The 16375-nt window shown below is 72.8% G+C and carries 15 protein-coding genes; 6 read left to right on the plus strand and 9 right to left on the minus strand.

From position 1 onward, the window contains the following. Positions 1 to 281: 281 nt before the first annotated feature. From gatB to gatC, 3 genes are read right to left on the minus strand one after another with little or no spacing between them, the layout of a single operon-like run. On the minus strand, positions 282 to 1772 hold the full coding sequence (gene gatB, locus FBY23_RS19935) for an Asp-tRNA(Asn)/Glu-tRNA(Gln) amidotransferase subunit GatB (RefSeq protein ID WP_141799733.1): 1491 nt from the start codon (positions 1770 to 1772) through the stop codon (positions 282 to 284). Beyond that, entirely contained in the window at positions 1772 to 3289 is a 1518-nt protein-coding gene (gatA, locus tag FBY23_RS19940) for an Asp-tRNA(Asn)/Glu-tRNA(Gln) amidotransferase subunit GatA (protein ID WP_141799734.1), read from the minus strand. The genes gatB and gatA overlap by 1 nt, the downstream gene beginning before the upstream one ends. After that, a complete protein-coding gene (gene gatC / locus FBY23_RS19945; protein WP_141799735.1) occupies positions 3286 to 3585 on the minus strand; it encodes an Asp-tRNA(Asn)/Glu-tRNA(Gln) amidotransferase subunit GatC in 300 nt (99 codons plus the stop codon). Before gatC ends, gatA begins: the two co-directional genes overlap by 4 nt. A 204-nt stretch (positions 3586 to 3789) precedes the next feature. Between gatC and FBY23_RS19950 the strand changes: the two genes are divergently transcribed. Both FBY23_RS19950 and FBY23_RS19955 read left to right on the plus strand, forming a co-directional pair. Beyond that, positions 3790 to 4227 (plus strand): hypothetical protein, encoded by a 438-nt coding sequence (locus FBY23_RS19950; RefSeq protein WP_141799736.1) that lies wholly within the window; start codon positions 3790 to 3792, stop codon positions 4225 to 4227. A gap of 81 nt (positions 4228 to 4308) precedes the next feature. After that, entirely contained in the window at positions 4309 to 4497 is a 189-nt protein-coding gene (locus FBY23_RS19955) for a hypothetical protein (RefSeq protein ID WP_141799737.1), read from the plus strand. Between the two features lie 9 nt (positions 4498 to 4506). Here FBY23_RS19955 and FBY23_RS19960 read toward each other — a convergent pair whose 3' ends face one another. Beyond that, positions 4507 to 5529: a S9 family peptidase gene (locus FBY23_RS19960; RefSeq protein ID WP_260806098.1), complete on the minus strand. Its 1023-nt coding sequence runs from the start codon at positions 5527 to 5529 to the stop codon at positions 4507 to 4509. Positions 5530 to 5599: 70 nt separating this feature from the next. Between FBY23_RS19960 and FBY23_RS19965 the strand changes: the two genes are divergently transcribed. Further along, on the plus strand, positions 5600 to 6115 hold the full coding sequence (locus FBY23_RS19965) for a SigE family RNA polymerase sigma factor (RefSeq protein ID WP_141799739.1): 516 nt from the start codon (positions 5600 to 5602) through the stop codon (positions 6113 to 6115). Further along, positions 6108 to 7271 carry a hypothetical protein gene (locus FBY23_RS19970; protein ID WP_141799740.1) on the plus strand — a complete coding sequence of 388 codons (1164 nt, stop codon included), beginning with the start codon at positions 6108 to 6110 and terminating at the stop codon, positions 7269 to 7271. The genes FBY23_RS19965 and FBY23_RS19970 overlap by 8 nt, the downstream gene beginning before the upstream one ends. Here the strand turns inward: FBY23_RS19970 and ligA are convergent. Next, positions 7259 to 9355, minus strand: a complete 2097-nt coding sequence (ligA, locus tag FBY23_RS19975; protein ID WP_141799741.1) for an NAD-dependent DNA ligase LigA — start codon at positions 9353 to 9355, stop codon at positions 7259 to 7261. The two genes, FBY23_RS19970 and ligA, sit on opposite strands and share 13 nt — an antisense overlap. A gap of 191 nt (positions 9356 to 9546) precedes the next feature. On the opposite strand from ligA, the gene FBY23_RS19980 reads away from it, so the two are divergent. Together FBY23_RS19980 and FBY23_RS19985 are read left to right on the plus strand one after the other, a co-directional pair. After that, positions 9547 to 10152 (plus strand): TetR/AcrR family transcriptional regulator, encoded by a 606-nt coding sequence (locus tag FBY23_RS19980; RefSeq protein ID WP_141799742.1) that lies wholly within the window; start codon positions 9547 to 9549, stop codon positions 10150 to 10152. A gap of 42 nt (positions 10153 to 10194) precedes the next feature. Continuing rightward, positions 10195 to 11847 carry an MFS transporter gene (locus FBY23_RS19985; RefSeq protein WP_141799743.1) on the plus strand — a complete coding sequence of 551 codons (1653 nt, stop codon included), beginning with the start codon at positions 10195 to 10197 and terminating at the stop codon, positions 11845 to 11847. A gap of 113 nt (positions 11848 to 11960) precedes the next feature. Here FBY23_RS19985 and FBY23_RS19990 read toward each other — a convergent pair whose 3' ends face one another. From FBY23_RS19990 to FBY23_RS20005, 4 genes are read right to left on the minus strand one after another with little or no spacing between them, the layout of a single operon-like run. After that, on the minus strand, positions 11961 to 13028 hold the full coding sequence (locus FBY23_RS19990; RefSeq protein WP_141799744.1) for a hypothetical protein: 1068 nt from the start codon (positions 13026 to 13028) through the stop codon (positions 11961 to 11963). 4 nt (positions 13029 to 13032) lie between these two features. Then, positions 13033 to 14064, minus strand: coding sequence for a methionine synthase (locus FBY23_RS19995; protein ID WP_260806099.1), 1032 nt, complete (start codon positions 14062 to 14064; stop codon positions 13033 to 13035). Continuing rightward, positions 14061 to 15176 carry a tRNA 2-thiouridine(34) synthase MnmA gene (gene mnmA / locus FBY23_RS20000; RefSeq protein WP_141799746.1) on the minus strand — a complete coding sequence of 372 codons (1116 nt, stop codon included), beginning with the start codon at positions 15174 to 15176 and terminating at the stop codon, positions 14061 to 14063. Before mnmA ends, FBY23_RS19995 begins: the two co-directional genes overlap by 4 nt. Before the next feature lie 20 nt (positions 15177 to 15196). After that, entirely contained in the window at positions 15197 to 16372 is a 1176-nt protein-coding gene (locus FBY23_RS20005; RefSeq protein WP_141799747.1) for a cysteine desulfurase family protein, read from the minus strand. Positions 16373 to 16375 lie beyond the last annotated feature (3 nt).

Consider the following 16375-nt stretch of genomic DNA (forward strand, 5'->3'; position numbering starts at 1 on the left):
GGGCCGAACAGGCCGGTGAACGAACCAGCGAACTTTCGGATCGCTGCCCTGCGCTTCTCCGTTCGTCCTCCAGCTCGATCTCGATCGTGTGGAAACCGATCTCGACGAGATGGGCAAGGAGTCGGGCGGGACGGTCACGATCCTCGGGCCACCTCCGCGCAGCAGCCTCGAGTGCAGCCGCGACCGCATCGGTCTCGGTGATCGCGTGGCGCGGGCGGACGGTGGGCATGCGCCAAGTGTGACACCGGGAGCCCGGTGTCACACTTGGCGCACAACCGTCCTCAGGCGAGCTTCTCGAGGATCAGCTCACGCACCCGGGCGGCGTCGGCCTGACCGCGGGTCGCCTTCATGACCGCGCCGATGACCGCACCGGCCGCGGCATGGTTGCCGCCCCGGATCTTCTCGGCGATGTCGGGCTGGGCGGCCAGCGCCTCGTCGATGGCGGCGATCAGCGGGCCGTCGTCGGAGACGAGCGCGAGGCCGCGCTTCTCGATGACCTCCGCGGCGGTGCCCTCACCGGCGATCAGGCCGTCGAAGACCTGACGGGCCAGCTTGTCGTTGATCGTCTTGGCGTCGACCAGCGCCTGCACCTCGGCGACCTGCTTCGGCGTGACGCCGACCTCGGCCAGCTCGACGCCGGCGTCGTTGGCGCGGCGCAGCAGCTCGGCGACCCACCACTTGCGTGCCGACTGAGGGGCGGTGCCCTCGGCGACGGTCGCCTCGATAAGGGGCAGGGCGCCGGCGGCCCACACGTCGCGCATCTCGAGGTCGGAGAACCCGTACTCCTCCTGCAGCCGGGCCCGCTTCTGGGTCGGGTTCTCGGGCAGCGTGCCACGCAGCTCCTCGACCCACTCGCGCGACGGCGCCACGGGCACCAGGTCGGGCTCGGGGAAGTAGCGGTAGTCCTCGGCGTCGGACTTCTCGCGACCCGACGACGTCGTACCGGTGTCCTCGTGGAAGTGCCGCGTCTCCTGCAGTACGGCGCCCCCGGCGTCGAGGATGCCGGCGTGCCGCGACATCTCGAAGCGGACCGCACGCTCGACCGAGCGCAACGAGTTGACGTTCTTCGTCTCCGAGCGCGTCCCCAGCTTGTCGGCACCCTTCAGCGCGAGCGAGAGGTTCACGTCGGCGCGGATCGAGCCCTGGTCCATCCGGGCGTCGGAGACGCCGAGGGCCAGGATCAGGTCGCGGAGCTGGCCGACGTACGCGCGGGCCACGGCCGGCGCCTTCTCGGCCGGCACCAGGATCGGGCGGGTGACGATCTCGATGAGGGGGATGCCGGCGCGGTTGTAGTCGACCAGCGAGTAGTCCGCACCGTGGATCCGGCCGGTGGCGCCACCGACGTGGGTGGACTTGCCGGTGTCCTCCTCCATGTGGGCGCGCTCGATCTCGACCCGGTAGGTCTCGCCCTCGACCTCGACGTCGAGCCAGCCGTCGAAGGCGATCGGCTCGTCGTACTGGGAGGTCTGGAAGTTCTTCGGCATGTCCGGGTAGAAGTAGTTCTTCCGCGCGAACCGGCACCACTCGGCGATCGAGCAGTTCAGGGCCAGGCCGATCCGGATCGCCGACTCGACGGCCTTGGCGTTGACGACCGGCATCGCGCCGGGCAGGCCCAGGCAGGTCGGGCAGACCTGGGTGTTGGGCTCGCCGCCGAAGACCGCGGGGCAGCCGCAGAACATCTTCGTGTTGGTGTTGAGCTCGACGTGCACCTCGAGGCCGAGGGCGGGGTCGTACTTCGCGATGACCTCGTCGAAGGGGACCAGGGTCTCCATCAGAGCGCTCCGTTCTGCGCGAGGATCGGACCGCCCCAGCGGGAGGTCAGGGCCGCCTCGACGGCGGCGCCGACGCGGTAGAGCCGGTCGTCGGCGAGCGCCGGCGCCAGCACCTGGAAGCCGACCGGCAGGCCGTCCTCGTCGGCGAGGCCGGCGGGCACCGAGATGCCGGGTACGCCGGCCAGGTTGGCCGGGATCGTGGCGAGGTCCTGCAGGTACATCGCCAGCGGGTCGTCGAGCTTGTCGCCCAGCGGGAAGGCCGTGGTCGGCGAGGTCGGCGAGACCAGCACGTCGACGTTCTCGAAGGCGGCCGCGAAGTCGCGCGAGATGAGCGTGCGGACCTTCTGCGCCTGGCCGTAGTAGGCGTCGTAGTAGCCGCTGGACAGCGCGTAGGTGCCGATCATGATCCGGCGCTTGACCTCGTCGCCGAAGCCGGCGTCGCGGGTCGCCTTCATGACCGCCTCGGCGCTCGGGTCGCCGTCGGGGACGACGCGCAGGCCGTAGCGCATGGCGTCGAACTTGGCGAGGTTGGAGGAGCACTCGGCCGGGAGGATGAGGTAGTAGGTCGCCATCGCGTGCACGAAGGTCGGGCAGGACACCTCGGTGACCTCGGCGCCCAGCTCCTTGAGCAGGTCGACGGTCTCGGCGAAGCGCTGCATGACGCCGGGCTGCCAGCCGTCGCCGGCCAGCTCCTTGATCACGCCGACGCGCAGGCCGGCGAGGTCGCCCGTCGCGCCGGCGCGCGCCGCCTCGACGTACGAACCGACGGGGACGTCGACCGACGTCGAGTCGAGCGGGTCGTGTCCGCCGATCAGCTCGTGCAGCAGCGCCGAGTCGAGCACGGTCCGGGTGACCGGGCCGACCTGGTCGAGGCTGTTGGCGAGGGCGACCAGGCCGTAGCGCGAGACGCCGCCGTAGGTCGGCTTCACGCCGACGGTGCCGGTGACGGCGCCGGGTTGGCGGATCGAGCCGCCGGTGTCGGTGCCGAGGGCCAGCGGGGCCTCGAAGGCCGCCACGGCCGCGGCCGAGCCGCCGCCGGAGCCGCCCGGGATCCGGGTCTGGTCCCACGGGTTGCGGGTGGGTCCGTACGCCGAGTGCTCGGTCGAGGAGCCCATGGCGAACTCGTCCATGTTGGTCTTGCCGAGGATCGGCAGGCCGGCCTCCTTGATGCGGCGCACCACGGTGGCGTCGTACGGCGGCACCCAGCCCTCGAGGATCTTCGAGCCGCAGGTGGTGGGCAGGCCCTGCGTGGCCAGCACGTCCTTGACCGCGATCGGGACACCGTCGAGCAGGTGCCGGGTCTCCCCCGCGGCGCGGCGGGCGTCGGACTCGGCGGCCTGGGCCAGTGCGCCTTCGGCGTCGACGTGGAGGAAGGCGTGCACGCCGGACTCGGCGCTGCCGTCGACGGCGGCGATCCGGTCGAGGTGGGCCTGGGTGACCTCGACGGAGGTCGTCTCGCCGGCGGCCAGCGCGTCGGCCAGCTCGGCCGCGGTCTTGTGGATCAGCTCGTCGCTCACTGCTCGTCCCCCAGGATCCGCGGGACCCGGAACCGCTGCTCCTCGACCGCCGGCGCGCCGGACAGCGCCTGCTCGGCGCTCAGGCTCGGGCGGACGACGTCCTCACGGAAGACGTTGGTGAGCGGGATCGGGTGGGAGGTCGGCGGCACGTCGTCGCCGGCCACTCCGCTGATGGACGCGACCGCCTCGAGGATCACGTTGAGCTGGGGCGCCAGGTGGTCCAGCTCGGCGTCGTCGAGGTCGATCCGGGCGAGGTCGGCCAGGTGGGCCACCTCGTCGCGGGTGAGTTGAGACATGCCGGCGATTCTAGGGCCCGGGCCAGGGGTGCTTGCCCGGCTGGGGTGCCCTCGGCGCGTGGATCGCAAGGCGCCGGAGGGAGGCGGGCCGCGGCCCGTCGACCGACGGCAACGCAGCGAGGCGCGTGCCGAGGGTGCCCCAGGTGGGCAATGACCCCGGGGCCGTGCCCGTCTGGTGCTGAGGGCAGCCCTAGAATCCGCCGGGTGCACGCCCTCGCCGCCACCTCGCGCCGCCTCCCGCAGCGTGTGGTCGTGGCCGGTGCTCCGGGCGAGGCGCTGAGCGCCTTCCTGCAGCGCCTCGCGACCGTGCTCGACGTACCCCTCGTCCCGCTCGCCGACCTGTCCGGGCCGGGCGAGGTGGCCCGGCTCGCGGCCTTCGACGGCTGGGTGACGACGGCCGACGAGGCGTGGCAGCGCCCTCTGGTCCTCGAGCGCACCGAGGTGCTGGTCCGGGTCGACCTGGCGTCCGCCACCTTCGCCGGGAAGGTACGCCGCACGCTGCGCCGGATCCGCTCCGACGTACGCGAGCGCGAGCCCGACCTCGGCTGGGTCGACCGCGCGCCGGCCATCCACCCGCGCCTGGCCGTCGTCCGGCTCCCGGACCCCGACTCCGCGGAGACCTGGCTGCGCTCGCTCGGCTGACGCCCGGCCCAGACCAAGGGACGGGGCGGACCGGGTCCTTCGGCCCTGCTCTGCCGCGCACTCCCGGATCATGCTCGAGGCATGTCCACCTCAGATCACGTCCGAGTCCTCGTCCGTCAGGAGCTGCTGAGGCTCGCGGCACTCGAGGAGGAGCTCGCCGCCCGCGAGGCGACCGCCGTCCCCTACTGGATGCCGTGTCCCGCCAGCGTCCACGGCCGCCGCACGGCCGCCCTCGCGCTGCGCGCCGACGCCGAGCTGTACCTCGCCTAGGACGCGGCCCTAGGACAGGTGACGCGCGAGGAACCGCCCGGTCCGCTGCATCGACAGCTCGAACCGCGGCCCGAAGGCGTGCTCCTCGCCCGGGTAGGTGCGCAGTGTCACGTCCACCCCGGCCTGCTCCAGCAGCCGGGCCGTGGTCCGGCTCCACCGGATCGGGCAGGAGTCGTCGGAGGTGCCGTGGTGGATCAGGACCGGCTCGGTGATGTCGGCGAAGTAGGTCCGGGCGCTGATCCCCTGCCAGAACGCGGGCTGCGCCGACGGCTCGCCGTACGTGCGCAGGATCCGGCGTGCCACGCTCCTCCGCCCCGGGTTCGGCCGGATCCACCGCTCGAAGTTGTCGACCGCGTCCGAGCTGACCGGCGCGAAGACGACCGCGGCGTCGACCAGGCCGGGCTGCGCGACGAGCGCGTTGTAGACGACCCCGCCGCCCATCGAGCGCCCCACCAGCGCGACCCGGCCGTCGTCGATCGGTCCGTCCCAGGCCCGCAGCGCCAGCACCGCGTTGATGACGTCCTCGGTGTAGCCCAGGCGCATGTCGAGGCCGTCGCTCGGGTCCGGGTCGGAGCCGGCGTGGCCGCGGTAGTCGACGTGCAGCGCGACGTAGCCGTGCTCGCCGAACCAGGCCCGCTCCCGGGTCATCCCCTGCCCGTTCACATAGACCGCGGGGTCGATGTACCCGTGCGCGAGCACCACCGCCGGGAACGGTCCCGGCCCCTCCGGCACCGCGAGCCGTCCTGACACGGTGAGGTCGCCGCTGCGCCAGGTGACGGCGTACTGCCGGTGCCGGGGCGTGCGCGCGACCTCCTCGCCCAGCCGCAGCCCGCGCCCGTCGAACGTCTTGCGGGCGAGGGCCGGCAACGACACCGGGTGCGGTACGGCGGCCGGCACCGACGGCGATGCCGGCGTCGTCGGACTGCTCGCGGCCGGCGGCGTCGGCGCGCCCGCGGGCTCCTCCGGGCCGCTGCAGGCGGCGCCGAGCAGCGCGAGGAGGACGACCGGGACGGTGCGACCGAGCAGCCTCACCCCGCCAGTGTGCCAGCCAACCTTTCCGGCACCCCGCGGCATCTGTGAGGGTGACGACGAGAGGAAGCCGATGCCGCGAAGACTCACCGACGACGAGTTCGCCGAGCTGATGCACGGGTGCTGGGCCGGGCTGTACCGGACGGCGTACCTGCTCGTCGGCGACCACGCCGAGGCCGAGGACCTGGTGCAGACCGCGCTCGCCAAGACCTACGCGAGCTGGCACCGGGTGGAGAGCCTGGAGGCCGCCGGCGGCTACGCCCGCACCACCTTGGTCAACACCGCGGCCTCGTGGTTCCGCAAGAAGGGCTGGCGCAACGAGCGACCGACCGCGCAGCTGCCGGACAACCCCGGCCCCGAGGTCGACGCCACCGAGCGCCCCGACCTGATGACCGCCCTCGCCGGGCTCCCGCCAGGACAGCGGGCGGTCGTCGTGCTCCGGTTCTACGAGGACCGGAGCGTCGCCCAGGTCGCCCATGCCCTCGGCGTCAGCGAGGGAACCGTCAAGAGCCAGACCTCTCAGGCGCTCGCGAAGCTGCGCACCAGCCTCGGCGACGCCGTGATCCCCCAGGGAGCCGACCATGACTGAGCGCCTCGCCGCCCTGCTGCACGAGGAGGCCGAGTCCCTCGCCGTGCCGCCGCTGCCCGCCGACGATGTCGTACGACGCGGGCGCGGCCTGCGCACCCGCCGCCGGGTCCGCCTCGGCGCGGCCGCCGTGGCCGTCGCCGCGGTCGCCGCCACCGCGACCCTCGCCGGAACCCAGCTGGGCGATCGCGACCGTCCGGCGGGGCGCGACCTCGCGGCCGCCGTACCGGCGACGGACACCGACTGGGCCGTGGCCCAGGGCTCGACCGTCCACCTCGGCACCGGCGCCACCGCCCAGGTGCCCGGCCAGGTCAAGGCGATGTACTACACCTCCGCCGGGATGCTGGTGCGGATCGGGAGGTCGGCCGCCACCGACGCCCCTGACTCGGCGTACTGGTTGGTCGCCCCTGACGGCACCACCTCCGACTTCGACCTGCACCTCGGCGACCGCAAGCCGGGCACCGACCCGACGCTCCCCTACCTGGCCTATGCCGCGCCCGGCGACGACGCCCGCCACTGGAAGGTCGTGCTGCGCGACGTCCGCACCGGCGAGGTCGCCACCACCGTCCCGGTCGAGGGCACGTTCACCTGGGGCGGCTGGAACGCCCCGCCGGTGGCCCTGTCGGGCGACCACGTGTACGTCGGCGTCGACGGCACCCTGCTCGACGTGCGGTGGCGCACCGGCGAGGTCCGGACGACCACGATCCCGACCCACATGCCCGAGACCGCGGGCGGGCGCGACGTCGTGATGGGCGAGGACGGCAAGACCGTCACCATCATCGACGCCGCCACCGGCGAGGTCCTGCAGTCCCTCCCCTACGACCCCACCGACGACGACCCCGCCGCCACCGTCTGGCCCCGGCTCTCCCCCGACGGCTCCCACGCGCTCCTGACCCCGACGCTGATGTGCCAGGCCGACACGGGCAGCTGCCGGTTCGAGGACCCGCGGGCCACCGTGATCGACCTGCCCGGCGGCCGGCGCAGCGTCGTCCGACTCGGGAACGCGGACTACGGCTGGACCGCGACCGGCCGGCTGCTGCAGGTCGACGGCACGTCGGTGCAGTCCTGCGACCCCGACACCGGCACGTGCGAGCCGACGCCGGTCACCCTCGACCCGGGCGCGAACCTCAAGGTCAGCGGGAACGCCTACGAGTCCTGAGCGGGCGGTCCCTCGGCCAGCAGCCGCTTGAACCCGTCCTCGTCGAGGATCGGTACGCCGAGCTGCTCGGCCTTCTCCGCCTTGGAGCCGGCGTTCTCGCCGATCACCACGAAGTCCGTCTTCTTCGACACCGATCCGGCGGCCTTGCCCCCACGGGACAGGATCGCCTCCTTGGCCGAGTCGCGCGAGAAGTCGACCAGCGATCCCGTGACCACCACGGTCAGCCCCTCGAGGGTGCGCTCCACCGACTCGTCGCGCTCGTCGGCCATCGAGACGCCGGCGGCCGTCCACTTGTCGACGATCGCGACGTGCCACGGCACCTCGAACCACTCGATGACCGCGCGGGCGATCGTCGGACCGACGCCCTCGGCGGCGGCGAGCTCCTCCTCGCTGGCTGCCCGGATCGCCTCCATCGAGCCGAACTCCTGGGCCAGCGCCCGCGACGCGCTGGGGCCGGTGTGCCGGATCGAGAGGGCCACGATGACCCGCCACAGCGCGACGTCCTTGCGCGAGTCGAGGTTGGCGAGCAGCTTCTCGCCGTTCGCGGACAGCTGGGGGCCGTCCTCGTCCTTCTTCGGCGCGCGGGTGAACAGCTCGGTGGCCCGGAGCTTGTCGGCATCGAGGTCGAAGACATCGCCCTCGTTGGTGATCACGCCCGCGTCGAGCAGCGCGACCGCGGCCTCGTAGCCGAGCCCCTCGATGTCGAAGGCGCTGCGGCCCGCGACGAAGAAGACCCGCTCGCGCACCTGGCCCGGGCACAGCTCGTGGTTGGGGCAGCGCCGGTCCTTGTCGCCCTCCTTCTGCTCGACCAGCTCGGTGCCGCACGCCGGGCAGGTCGTGGGCGCGACCCAGGGCTGCAGCCCCTCGGGCCGCAGGGGAAGCACCGGGCCGACGATCTCGGGGATCACATCGCCGGCCTTGCGCAGGATCACGGTGTCGCCGGGGCGCACGTCCTTGCGCTCGACCTCGTGGAAGTTGTGCAGCGTGGCGTTCTCGACCGTGGAGCCGGCGACCTTGGTGGGCTCCATGACGCCGTACGGCGTGACCCGGCCCGTGCGGCCGACGTTGACCGCGATGTCGAGCAGCTTGGTGTTGACCTCCTCGGGCGGGTACTTGAAGGCGATCGCCCACCGCGGCGCGCGGCTCGTCGAGCCCAGCCGGCGCTGCAGGGCGACGTCGTCGACCTTCACTACGACCCCGTCGATCTCGTAGGGCACGATCGTGTGCCGGTTCTCGCCGGCGTTCGCGATGTAGCCCTCGACGTCGGCGAGGCTCGGCAGCACCCGCACCTGCTCGGAGATCGGCAGGCCCCAGGCGGCCAGCGCCTCGTAGGCCTGCGACTGGGCCCGCGGCTCGAAGCCCTCACGGGCGCCGATGCCGTGGCAGACCATCCCGAGCGCGCGGGACGCGGTGACCCGCGGGTCCTTCTGGCGCAGCGAGCCCGCGGCCGCGTTGCGCGGGTTGGCGAACGCGGGCCGGCCGGCCTCGGTCATCGAGACGTTGAGCGCCTCGAAGGCCGCGACGGGCAGGAACACCTCGCCGCGCACCTCGACCAGCGCCGGCACCGGGAACTCGTCGGTGCCGGTCAGCCGGTGGGGTACGGCGGCGATCGTCTTCACGTTGGGCGTCACGTCCTCGCCGGTACGCCCGTCGCCCCGGGTCAGGGCCCGGACCAGGCGACCCTGCTCGTAGAGCAGGTTGATCGCCAGGCCGTCGACCTTGAGCTCGCACAGCAGCGCCGGGTCGGTGACGCCGTCCCGGCCGAGCCGGGCGTGCCAGGCGCCTAGCTCCTCGAAGGAGAAGGCGTTGTCGAGGCTCTCCATCCGCTGCAGGTGGTCGACCGCGGTGAAGTCGGTCGCCACCGCACCGCCGACCTTCTGGGTCGGCGAGTCCGGGGTGCGCAGCTCGGGGAACTCCTCCTCGAGCGCCTCGAGCCGGCGCAGCCGCTGGTCGAAGTCCGCGTCGGACAGGGTCGGGGCGTCGAGGACGTAGTAGCGGTAGCGCGCGTCCTCGATCTCCTCGCTGATCGTGGCGTGCTCGTCGCGGGCAGCGGCGGGTACGACGGGGAGCTCGGCCTCGGTCATGGGGACATCTTGCCGCGCCCCACCGACGTTCCGGGCTCCGGGCGGCCGATGTCGGTGGTCTCCGGCAGTCTCGGTCCCGGCGAGTCCACCGTGTGCGAGATGACACCGGGAATTCGCTTGACAGAACGAAACCGTTCCGTACTATCTATTGAAACGGAACCGTTCCGTTCCATCCGAATCCGGAGGTCACCGTGTCACCCCGCAAGCCGACTGTCCCCGAAGCGCCGACGCGCCCCCGGGTCGAGGGCGATCGCGAGCAGGAGATCCTCGACGCGACGCTCGCCGTACTCGTCGACGTCGGTTACGACCGGCTCACCATGGACGCCGTCGCGACCCAGGCCAAGGCCTCCAAGGCGACCCTCTACCGCAAGTGGGACGGCAAGGCGGCGCTCGTGATCGACGCCCTCATGTCGGAGAAGACCCCGCTCGCGGCGCCGCAGGACACCGGCAGCCTCCGCGGCGACCTGCTCGCCATGTTCTGCGGGCACGGCGGCCTCACCGACGAGCACCAGACCGCCCTCCTCGGCAGCGTCGTCACGGCCATCGGCCGCGACCCGGCGTTCGCCGCGGCGTTCCGCGAGCGGTTCATCGCCCCCAAGGTGGCCGTCGGCCGCGAGATCTACGAGCGGGCCCGACTGCGGGGCGAGCTGCGCGACGACATCGACCTCGACATCCTCACCGCCGCTCTGCCGGGCATCGTCCTGCACCGCGGCTTCCTCCTCGGGGACCCCCCGACGCCCGACCTGATCGCCCGCGTGGTCGACCAGGTCATCCTCCCGGCCGCCACCCGCGGCTGACCGAAGCAACGCCCACTCCCACCACGACACGAAGGAAACAACATGTCCGACGTCGAGTCTCTCGACCCTCCGGAGACGACCTCTTCCGCAGCCGTCGAGAGCAAGCACCGGTCCCACCCCGGGCTCGCGCTCGTGCTGATCCTCACAGCGCAGCTGATGGTGGTGCTCGACTCCACCATCGCCAACATCGCCCTGCCCTACATCGGCGGCGACCTCTCCATCTCCCAGGCCAACCTGACCTGGATCGTGACCGGCTACGCACTCGCCTTCGGCGGGCTGCTGCTCCTCGGCGGACGCCTCGGTGACCTCTACGGGCGTCGCCGGCTGTTCATGACCGGCCTCACGGTGTTCTCGATCGCCTCCCTGCTCGGTGGTCTCGCGGCCAACGAGGCCATGCTCCTCGCGTCGCGCGCACTGCAGGGCGTCGGTGCCGCGATGGCCGCACCGGCCGCACTGGCTCTGATCACCACGACCTTCGCGGCCGGACCGGCCCGCAACAAGGCGATGGCCGCCTATGCGACCATGTCCGGCGTCGGTGCGGCGATCGGCCTGATCCTCGGCGGCTGGCTGACCGGCCTCGACTCCTTCCTCGGACTCGACGTCGAGGGCTGGCGGATGACCTTCCTGATCAACGTCCCGATCGGCCTGGTCGCGGCGTTCCTCGCTCCGCGCGTCCTGGCGGAGTCGGAGTCGCACCCGGGTGAGATGGACGTCCCCGGCGCCATCACCGGCACCCTCGGCCTGCTCGGCATCGTCTTCGGCCTCTCGCGTGCCGGCGAGGAGGCCTACGGCTGGGACCACGTCCAGACGATCACGTCCCTGGTCGCCGGTGTCGCCCTCCTGGTCGCGTTCGCGGTCATCGAGTCGCGGGTCAAGCACCCGCTGCTTCCGGTGCGCATCTTCGCCAGCCGGACCCGCGCCACGAGCTTCGTGGCGATGATGATCGCCCCGGCCGCGATGTTCGCGATGTTCTACTTCCTGAGCCTGTTCATCCAGCAGATCATGGGCTTCAGCCCGCTCGAGGCCGGCTTCGCGTTCCTGCCGTTCTCCTTCGGCATCGTGGTCGGCGCCGGCCTGGCGTCCAACCTCGTCGCCCGGGTCGACGCACGCTTCCTCGCCGGCACCGGCACCCTGCTCGCCGCGACCGCGCTGTTCATGTTCTCCCGCATCCCGATCGACGAGTCCCCGAAGTCCGTGCTCACCGCCCTGACCGACGGCGGTGCCGACATCAACTACTGGACGCACGTCTTCCCGTTCATCGTCCTGATGGCGGTCGGCATGGGCATGGTGTTCGTGCCGATGACCCTCACCGCGGTGCACCACGTCCGCGCCGAGGACTCCGGCATCGGCTCCGGCGTCCTCAACACGATGCAGCAGGTCGGCGGCGCCCTCGGCCTGGCGACGCTGAGCACGGTCGCGCTGCACTTCACCAACAACCAGGCCAGCGCGGTCGCCAAGCCGATGGCGGAGGCGATCGTGGCCGGTGGGGGCGACCCCAACGCGGTGGTTCCCGGCACCGACTTGACCTTCCTCGAGTCCGCCATCTTCGGCTCGAGCTTCCCGGAGGGCGCCACGCACGCCTTCCTGGTCGCCTCGATGCTGATGCTCGCGGCGTCCGCGGTGATCTGGGCGTTCCTCAACGTCAAGCACACCGAGCTGGCGACCGACGCGCCCGAGGGCGTCCACGTCGGCTGATCCCGACGCTCCTACTCCCCCTAACCGTTCGATCGAACGGTTAGGGGGAGTTTCGGAGCGACAAATCCCCCTATCCGTTCGATCGAACGGTTAGGGGGATTGTCGTCACAGGCTCAGGACGCGGGTACCCCGGCGGCGAACTCCTTGGTCGTCGTCAGCGTGAAGGCGGCGAACCCGTCGGCCAGCGCCAGGTAGTCCTGCCCCACCCGGCCGTCGCGGGTACGCTGCCCGATCGGCCCGTCCACGCTCGGCGCCCGGACCGTCACCAGCGCGACCGCGTCCGCCGTGTGCCGGATCGCGATGGCCACGCCCTGCTGCCAGCCGCGCACGACGTCCCGCTTCGTCACGCAGTGCCACTCCGGGCCGCAGGTCGGGACCGACGGGCTGTCCTTCGGTACCAGCACCACGCTCGTGGTGTGGTCCCTGGCGACCAGCTCGATGCCGACCCCGCCGTCACCGTACGCCGTCGTGTCGACCGGACGCCGCTGCGGAACGTCACGGACCCCCTCCTCGACCATCCACTGCGCGACGACCTCGGGCGTGGTCGGGACCGGGTCGCCGAGGGTGTCGTCCTTCGGCCACTTCGGCAGGTCGGCGTCGACCATCGCCCGGGTGGTGGTCGCGGAGAACCGGTCGTCGGTCAGCAGCCGGACCAGGTCGCCCTCGACGCTGAGGGGCAGGTCCTGCTCGCGCGGGTCGCCGGTGAGCTGCTCGCCGGCGTAGGTGACGCTGCGCTCCTCGCCGGCAGCCGTGCGGAAGGTGAGTGTGAGGATCCCGGGGTCCTCCTCGGGCTCCTCCTCCTGCCAGGACAGGTGGAAGCGGCCGCCGTGACCGTCCCAGTCGGCGCAGTCGTAGTACTCGCTGCACTCCTCGAGATCGCGGGTCCCGGCCGCGTCGACACCGACGTGGAGGTAGTGCGAGTCGCCCTTCTCCCCCGGCGGCCGGAACCGGATCTCGACGCCGAGCGGGTCGGGGACGTCGTAGGAGGGGTTGACGTTGAAGGACGTCGGGTGGAGGTCGAGCACGTCGACGGCCACGGCCGCGATCGCCCTCTTGGTCGCCGGGGCGGGGTCGTCGTCGGGCCCCGAGATCCAGCGGACGAGCGCGACGACCCCTGAGATCACGCCGAGCACGACCAGCCCGGCGGCGAGGTTCTTGAGCAGGTAGCCCCGAGTGCTCACCCGGTCAGCCTGACACGGACCTCGCCACGTTCCGGGCCAGCTCGAGGGCGTGGCGAGCCTCGGCCCGGGTGCTGCCGGCGAGCCCGCAGGACGGCGAGACCGCCAGTGAGCCGCCGACCTTCTCGGGGTCGAGGCCGAGCAGGTCGAGCCAACGCAGCACCCGCTCCACCAGCACCTTGTCGCCCGGCAGCGGGCCGGTCGCAGGCACGACGCCGAGCACGATCGTGTCGCCCGCCTCCAGCGCCTCCGCGGCCGCGTCGTGGCCGTCGGCGTCGAGCAGGTCGAGGTCGACCATCACGCCGTGGGCACCGGCGCCACGGAGCAGCCCGATCGGCACGTCCGGCGCGCAGCAGTGCACCCACGGTGTCGCGCCGGCAGCGCTCGCCGCGGTGAGTACCCAATCGAGCGCCTCGCTGGCCTCGGGCGGGTGGACGGTCCGGTGCTTGCCGAACCCCGACGCCGTCGGTACGCCGGCCGCCAGCACCGCCGGAAGCGCCGGCTCGTCGAGCTGGAGGACCAGCTCGGTGGCCTCCGGCAGGCGGCGGCGTACGTCGGCCAGGTGGTCGGTCACCGCGACCGCGAGCGCCTGCGCGAGCTCGCGGCGAGCACCGTGGTCGGCGAGCAGCTTGTCGCCGCGGGGCCGCTCGACGGTGGCGGCAAGCGTCCACGGCCCGGTGACCTGGACCTTGAACGGCCCGGCGTGGCCCGCGGCGCGCTCCTCGAGGGTGTCGAGGTCCTGGGCGAGCAGGCTGCGGGCCCGGCGCTGGTCGAGCGGCGCGGCGCCGGAGGTGCCGGTGAGCCGCCAGCCCTCGGGCTGCAGGTCGGCGTCGAGCTCGGTGACCAGGCCCAGGGTGCGCCCGGTCATCGCGGCGCCGGCGCCGCGGCCGGGCACCTCGGGCACGAACGCCAGTCCGTGCGCATCGCCCGCGAGCTCGCCGAGCACGACGGACAGGGCCTCGTCGTAGTCGCGCTGGGTGTCGCCGGGGAAGGAGCCGACGCCGGTGCCCCTCACACCGGCACTCGCACGGGCACTCACACCGTCACCCGCCGGGTGGCGGTGATGGTGGCGGACCCGACGACCCGGGTGCCGTCGTACACGACCACGGCCTGGCCGGGCGCGATGCCCTCGGCGTGCTCGATCAGGTCGACGCGCAGGGAATCGGCGCCGACGTGGACGACCGCCCGGTGCTCGGCGCCGTGGGCGCGCAGCTGGACGCTCACCTCGGAGCCGTCGAGGACGGTGCCGGCAGCGAGTGGGCGTCCGCACCAGCGCACCCGGTCACCCTCGACCCGGTCGACGGCGAGCCGCTCACGGGGGCCGACCGTCACGGTGCCGGAGACCGGCTCGATGTCGAGGACGTAGCGCGGCCGGCCGTCGGGCGCGGGGTGCCCCAGGCGCAGGCCCTTGCGCTGGCCGATGGTGAAGCCGTAGGTGCCGGTGTGCTCGCCGAGCACCGCGCCGGTGAGGTCGTCGACGATCTCGCCGCCCTGGTTGGGTGCACGGTCACCGAGCTTCTCGCGCAGCCAGCCGGTGTTGTCACCGTCGGCGACGAAGCAGATGTCGTGGCTGTCGGGCTTGTCTGCGACCAGCAGCCCGCGCGCGGCGGCCTCGGCGCGCACCTGCGGCTTCGGTGTGTCTCCGAGCGGGAACAGCGAGTGCCGCAGCTGCTGCTCGTCGAGCACGCCGAGCACGTAGGACTGGTCCTTGGCCCCGTCGACGGCGCGGTGCAGCTCGATCTCGCCACCCGCCGACGCGCGGACCGAGGCGTAGTGCCCGGTCGCGACCGCGTCGAAGCCCAGCGCCAGCGCCTTGTCGAGCACCGCGGCGAACTTGATCTTCTCGTTGCAGCGCAGGCACGGGTTGGGCGTCTGCCCGGCCGCGTAGGTGTCCATGAAGTCCTCGACCACGTCGGTGTGGAAGCGGTCGGACAGGTCCCAGACGTAGAACGGGATCCCGATCACGTCGGCCGCGCGGCGGGCGTCGTTGGCGTCCTCGATGGTGCAGCAGCCGCGGGCGCCGGTGCGGTAGGACTTCGGGTTGCGCGAGAGGGCCAGGTGGATGCCCGTCACCTCGTGCCCGGCCTCGGCGGCGCGGGCGGCGGCGACGGCGGAGTCCACTCCCCCGGACATGGCGGCGACGACCTTCATCCCGTGCTCACCTCCGGCGCTCAGGCGCGGGCCGCACGGGCCCGCTCGACGACGGCCCCGATCGCGCCGGCGACCGCCTCGACGTCGGAGGCGCTGCTGGTGTGGCCCAGGCTGAACCGCAGCGAGCTGCGCGCCTCGTCGCTGGTGCGCCCCATGGCGAGCAGGACGTGCGAGGGCTGGGGTACGCCGGCCGAGCAGGCCGAGCCGGTCGAGCACTCGATGCCGCGGGCGTCGAGCAGCATGAGCAGCGAGTCGCCCTCGCAGCCGGGGAAGCTGAGGTGGGCGTTGCCGGGCAGCCGGCCGACCGGGTCGCCGTTGAGGACAGCGTCCGGCACGGCCCGTCGTACGGCGTCGACGAGGTCGTCACGCAGGCCGGTCAGCCGGGCGGCGTGCTCGCTCTGCTGCTTGACCGCGAGCTCGACCGCGGCCGCGAACCCCGCGATCGCGGGGACGTCGAGCGTGCCGCTGCGCACGTCACGCTCCTGCCCGCCGCCGTGGACCAGAGCGGCCAGCTCGACCTCGCGTCGTACGACGAGCGCACCGACGCCCTGCGGCCCGCCGACCTTGTGCCCCGACAGGGACAGCGCATCGACGCCCGAGGCGGCGAAGTCGACCGGAGTGGCGCCGACCGCCTGCACGGCGTCGGTGTGCACGGGGATGCCGTGGGGCCGGGCGACGGCGACCACCTCGCCGACCGGCTGGAGGGTGCCGACCTCGTTGTTGGCCCACATCACGGTGACCAGCGCGACCGACTCCGGCTCGCGCTCCACCGCGGCCCGCAGCGCGTCGACCTCGAGCCGGCCGTCGTGGTCGACGGGCAGCAGCTCGACGTCGGCGCCCTCGTGCTCCTCGAGCCAGGCGAGCGCGTCCAGCACCGCGTGGTGCTCGACCGCGGTCGCCAGGATCCGGGTGCGGCGCGGGTCGGCGTCGCGGCGCGACCAGTACAGGCCCTTGACCGCGAGGTTGTCGGCCTCCGTGCCGCCGGACGTGAACACCACCTCGCCCGGCCGGCAGCCCAGGGCCTGTGCGACGGTCTCGCGTGACTCCTCGACCACCCGGCGGGCGCGGCGGCCCGAGGCGTGCAACGAGCTGGCGTTGCCGACCTCGCGCAGGTGGGCGGTCATCGCCTCCACCGCGACGTCGGTCATCGGCGTCGTCGCGGCGTGGTCGAGGTAGACCGTCCGGGAGTCGTTCATGGC

The organism is Nocardioides sp. SLBN-35, from assembly GCF_006715725.1.
In the GTDB taxonomy this organism is placed as follows: Bacteria; Actinomycetota; Actinomycetes; order Propionibacteriales; family Nocardioidaceae; genus Nocardioides.

Bases quoted from the DNA above. Each gene is read 5' to 3' on its own strand.
- ligA (WP_141799741.1), bottom strand. From the start codon at position 9,355: ATGACCGAGGCCGAGCTCCCCGTCGTACCCGCCGCTGCCCGCGACGAG.
- FBY23_RS19970 (WP_141799740.1), top strand. From the start codon at position 6,108: ATGACTGAGCGCCTCGCCGCCCTGCTGCACGAGGAGGCCGAGTCCCTC.
- gatC (WP_141799735.1), bottom strand. From the start codon at position 3,585: ATGTCTCAACTCACCCGCGACGAGGTGGCCCACCTGGCCGACCTCGCC.
- mnmA (WP_141799746.1), bottom strand. From the start codon at position 15,176: ATGAAGGTCGTCGCCGCCATGTCCGGGGGAGTGGACTCCGCCGTCGCC.
- FBY23_RS20005 (WP_141799747.1), bottom strand. From the start codon at position 16,372: ATGAACGACTCCCGGACGGTCTACCTCGACCACGCCGCGACGACGCCG.
- FBY23_RS19955 (WP_141799737.1), top strand. From the start codon at position 4,309: ATGTCCACCTCAGATCACGTCCGAGTCCTCGTCCGTCAGGAGCTGCTG.
- FBY23_RS19965 (WP_141799739.1), top strand. From the start codon at position 5,600: ATGCCGCGAAGACTCACCGACGACGAGTTCGCCGAGCTGATGCACGGG.
- gatB (WP_141799733.1), bottom strand. From the start codon at position 1,772: ATGGAGACCCTGGTCCCCTTCGACGAGGTCATCGCGAAGTACGACCCC.
- FBY23_RS19985 (WP_141799743.1), top strand. From the start codon at position 10,195: ATGTCCGACGTCGAGTCTCTCGACCCTCCGGAGACGACCTCTTCCGCA.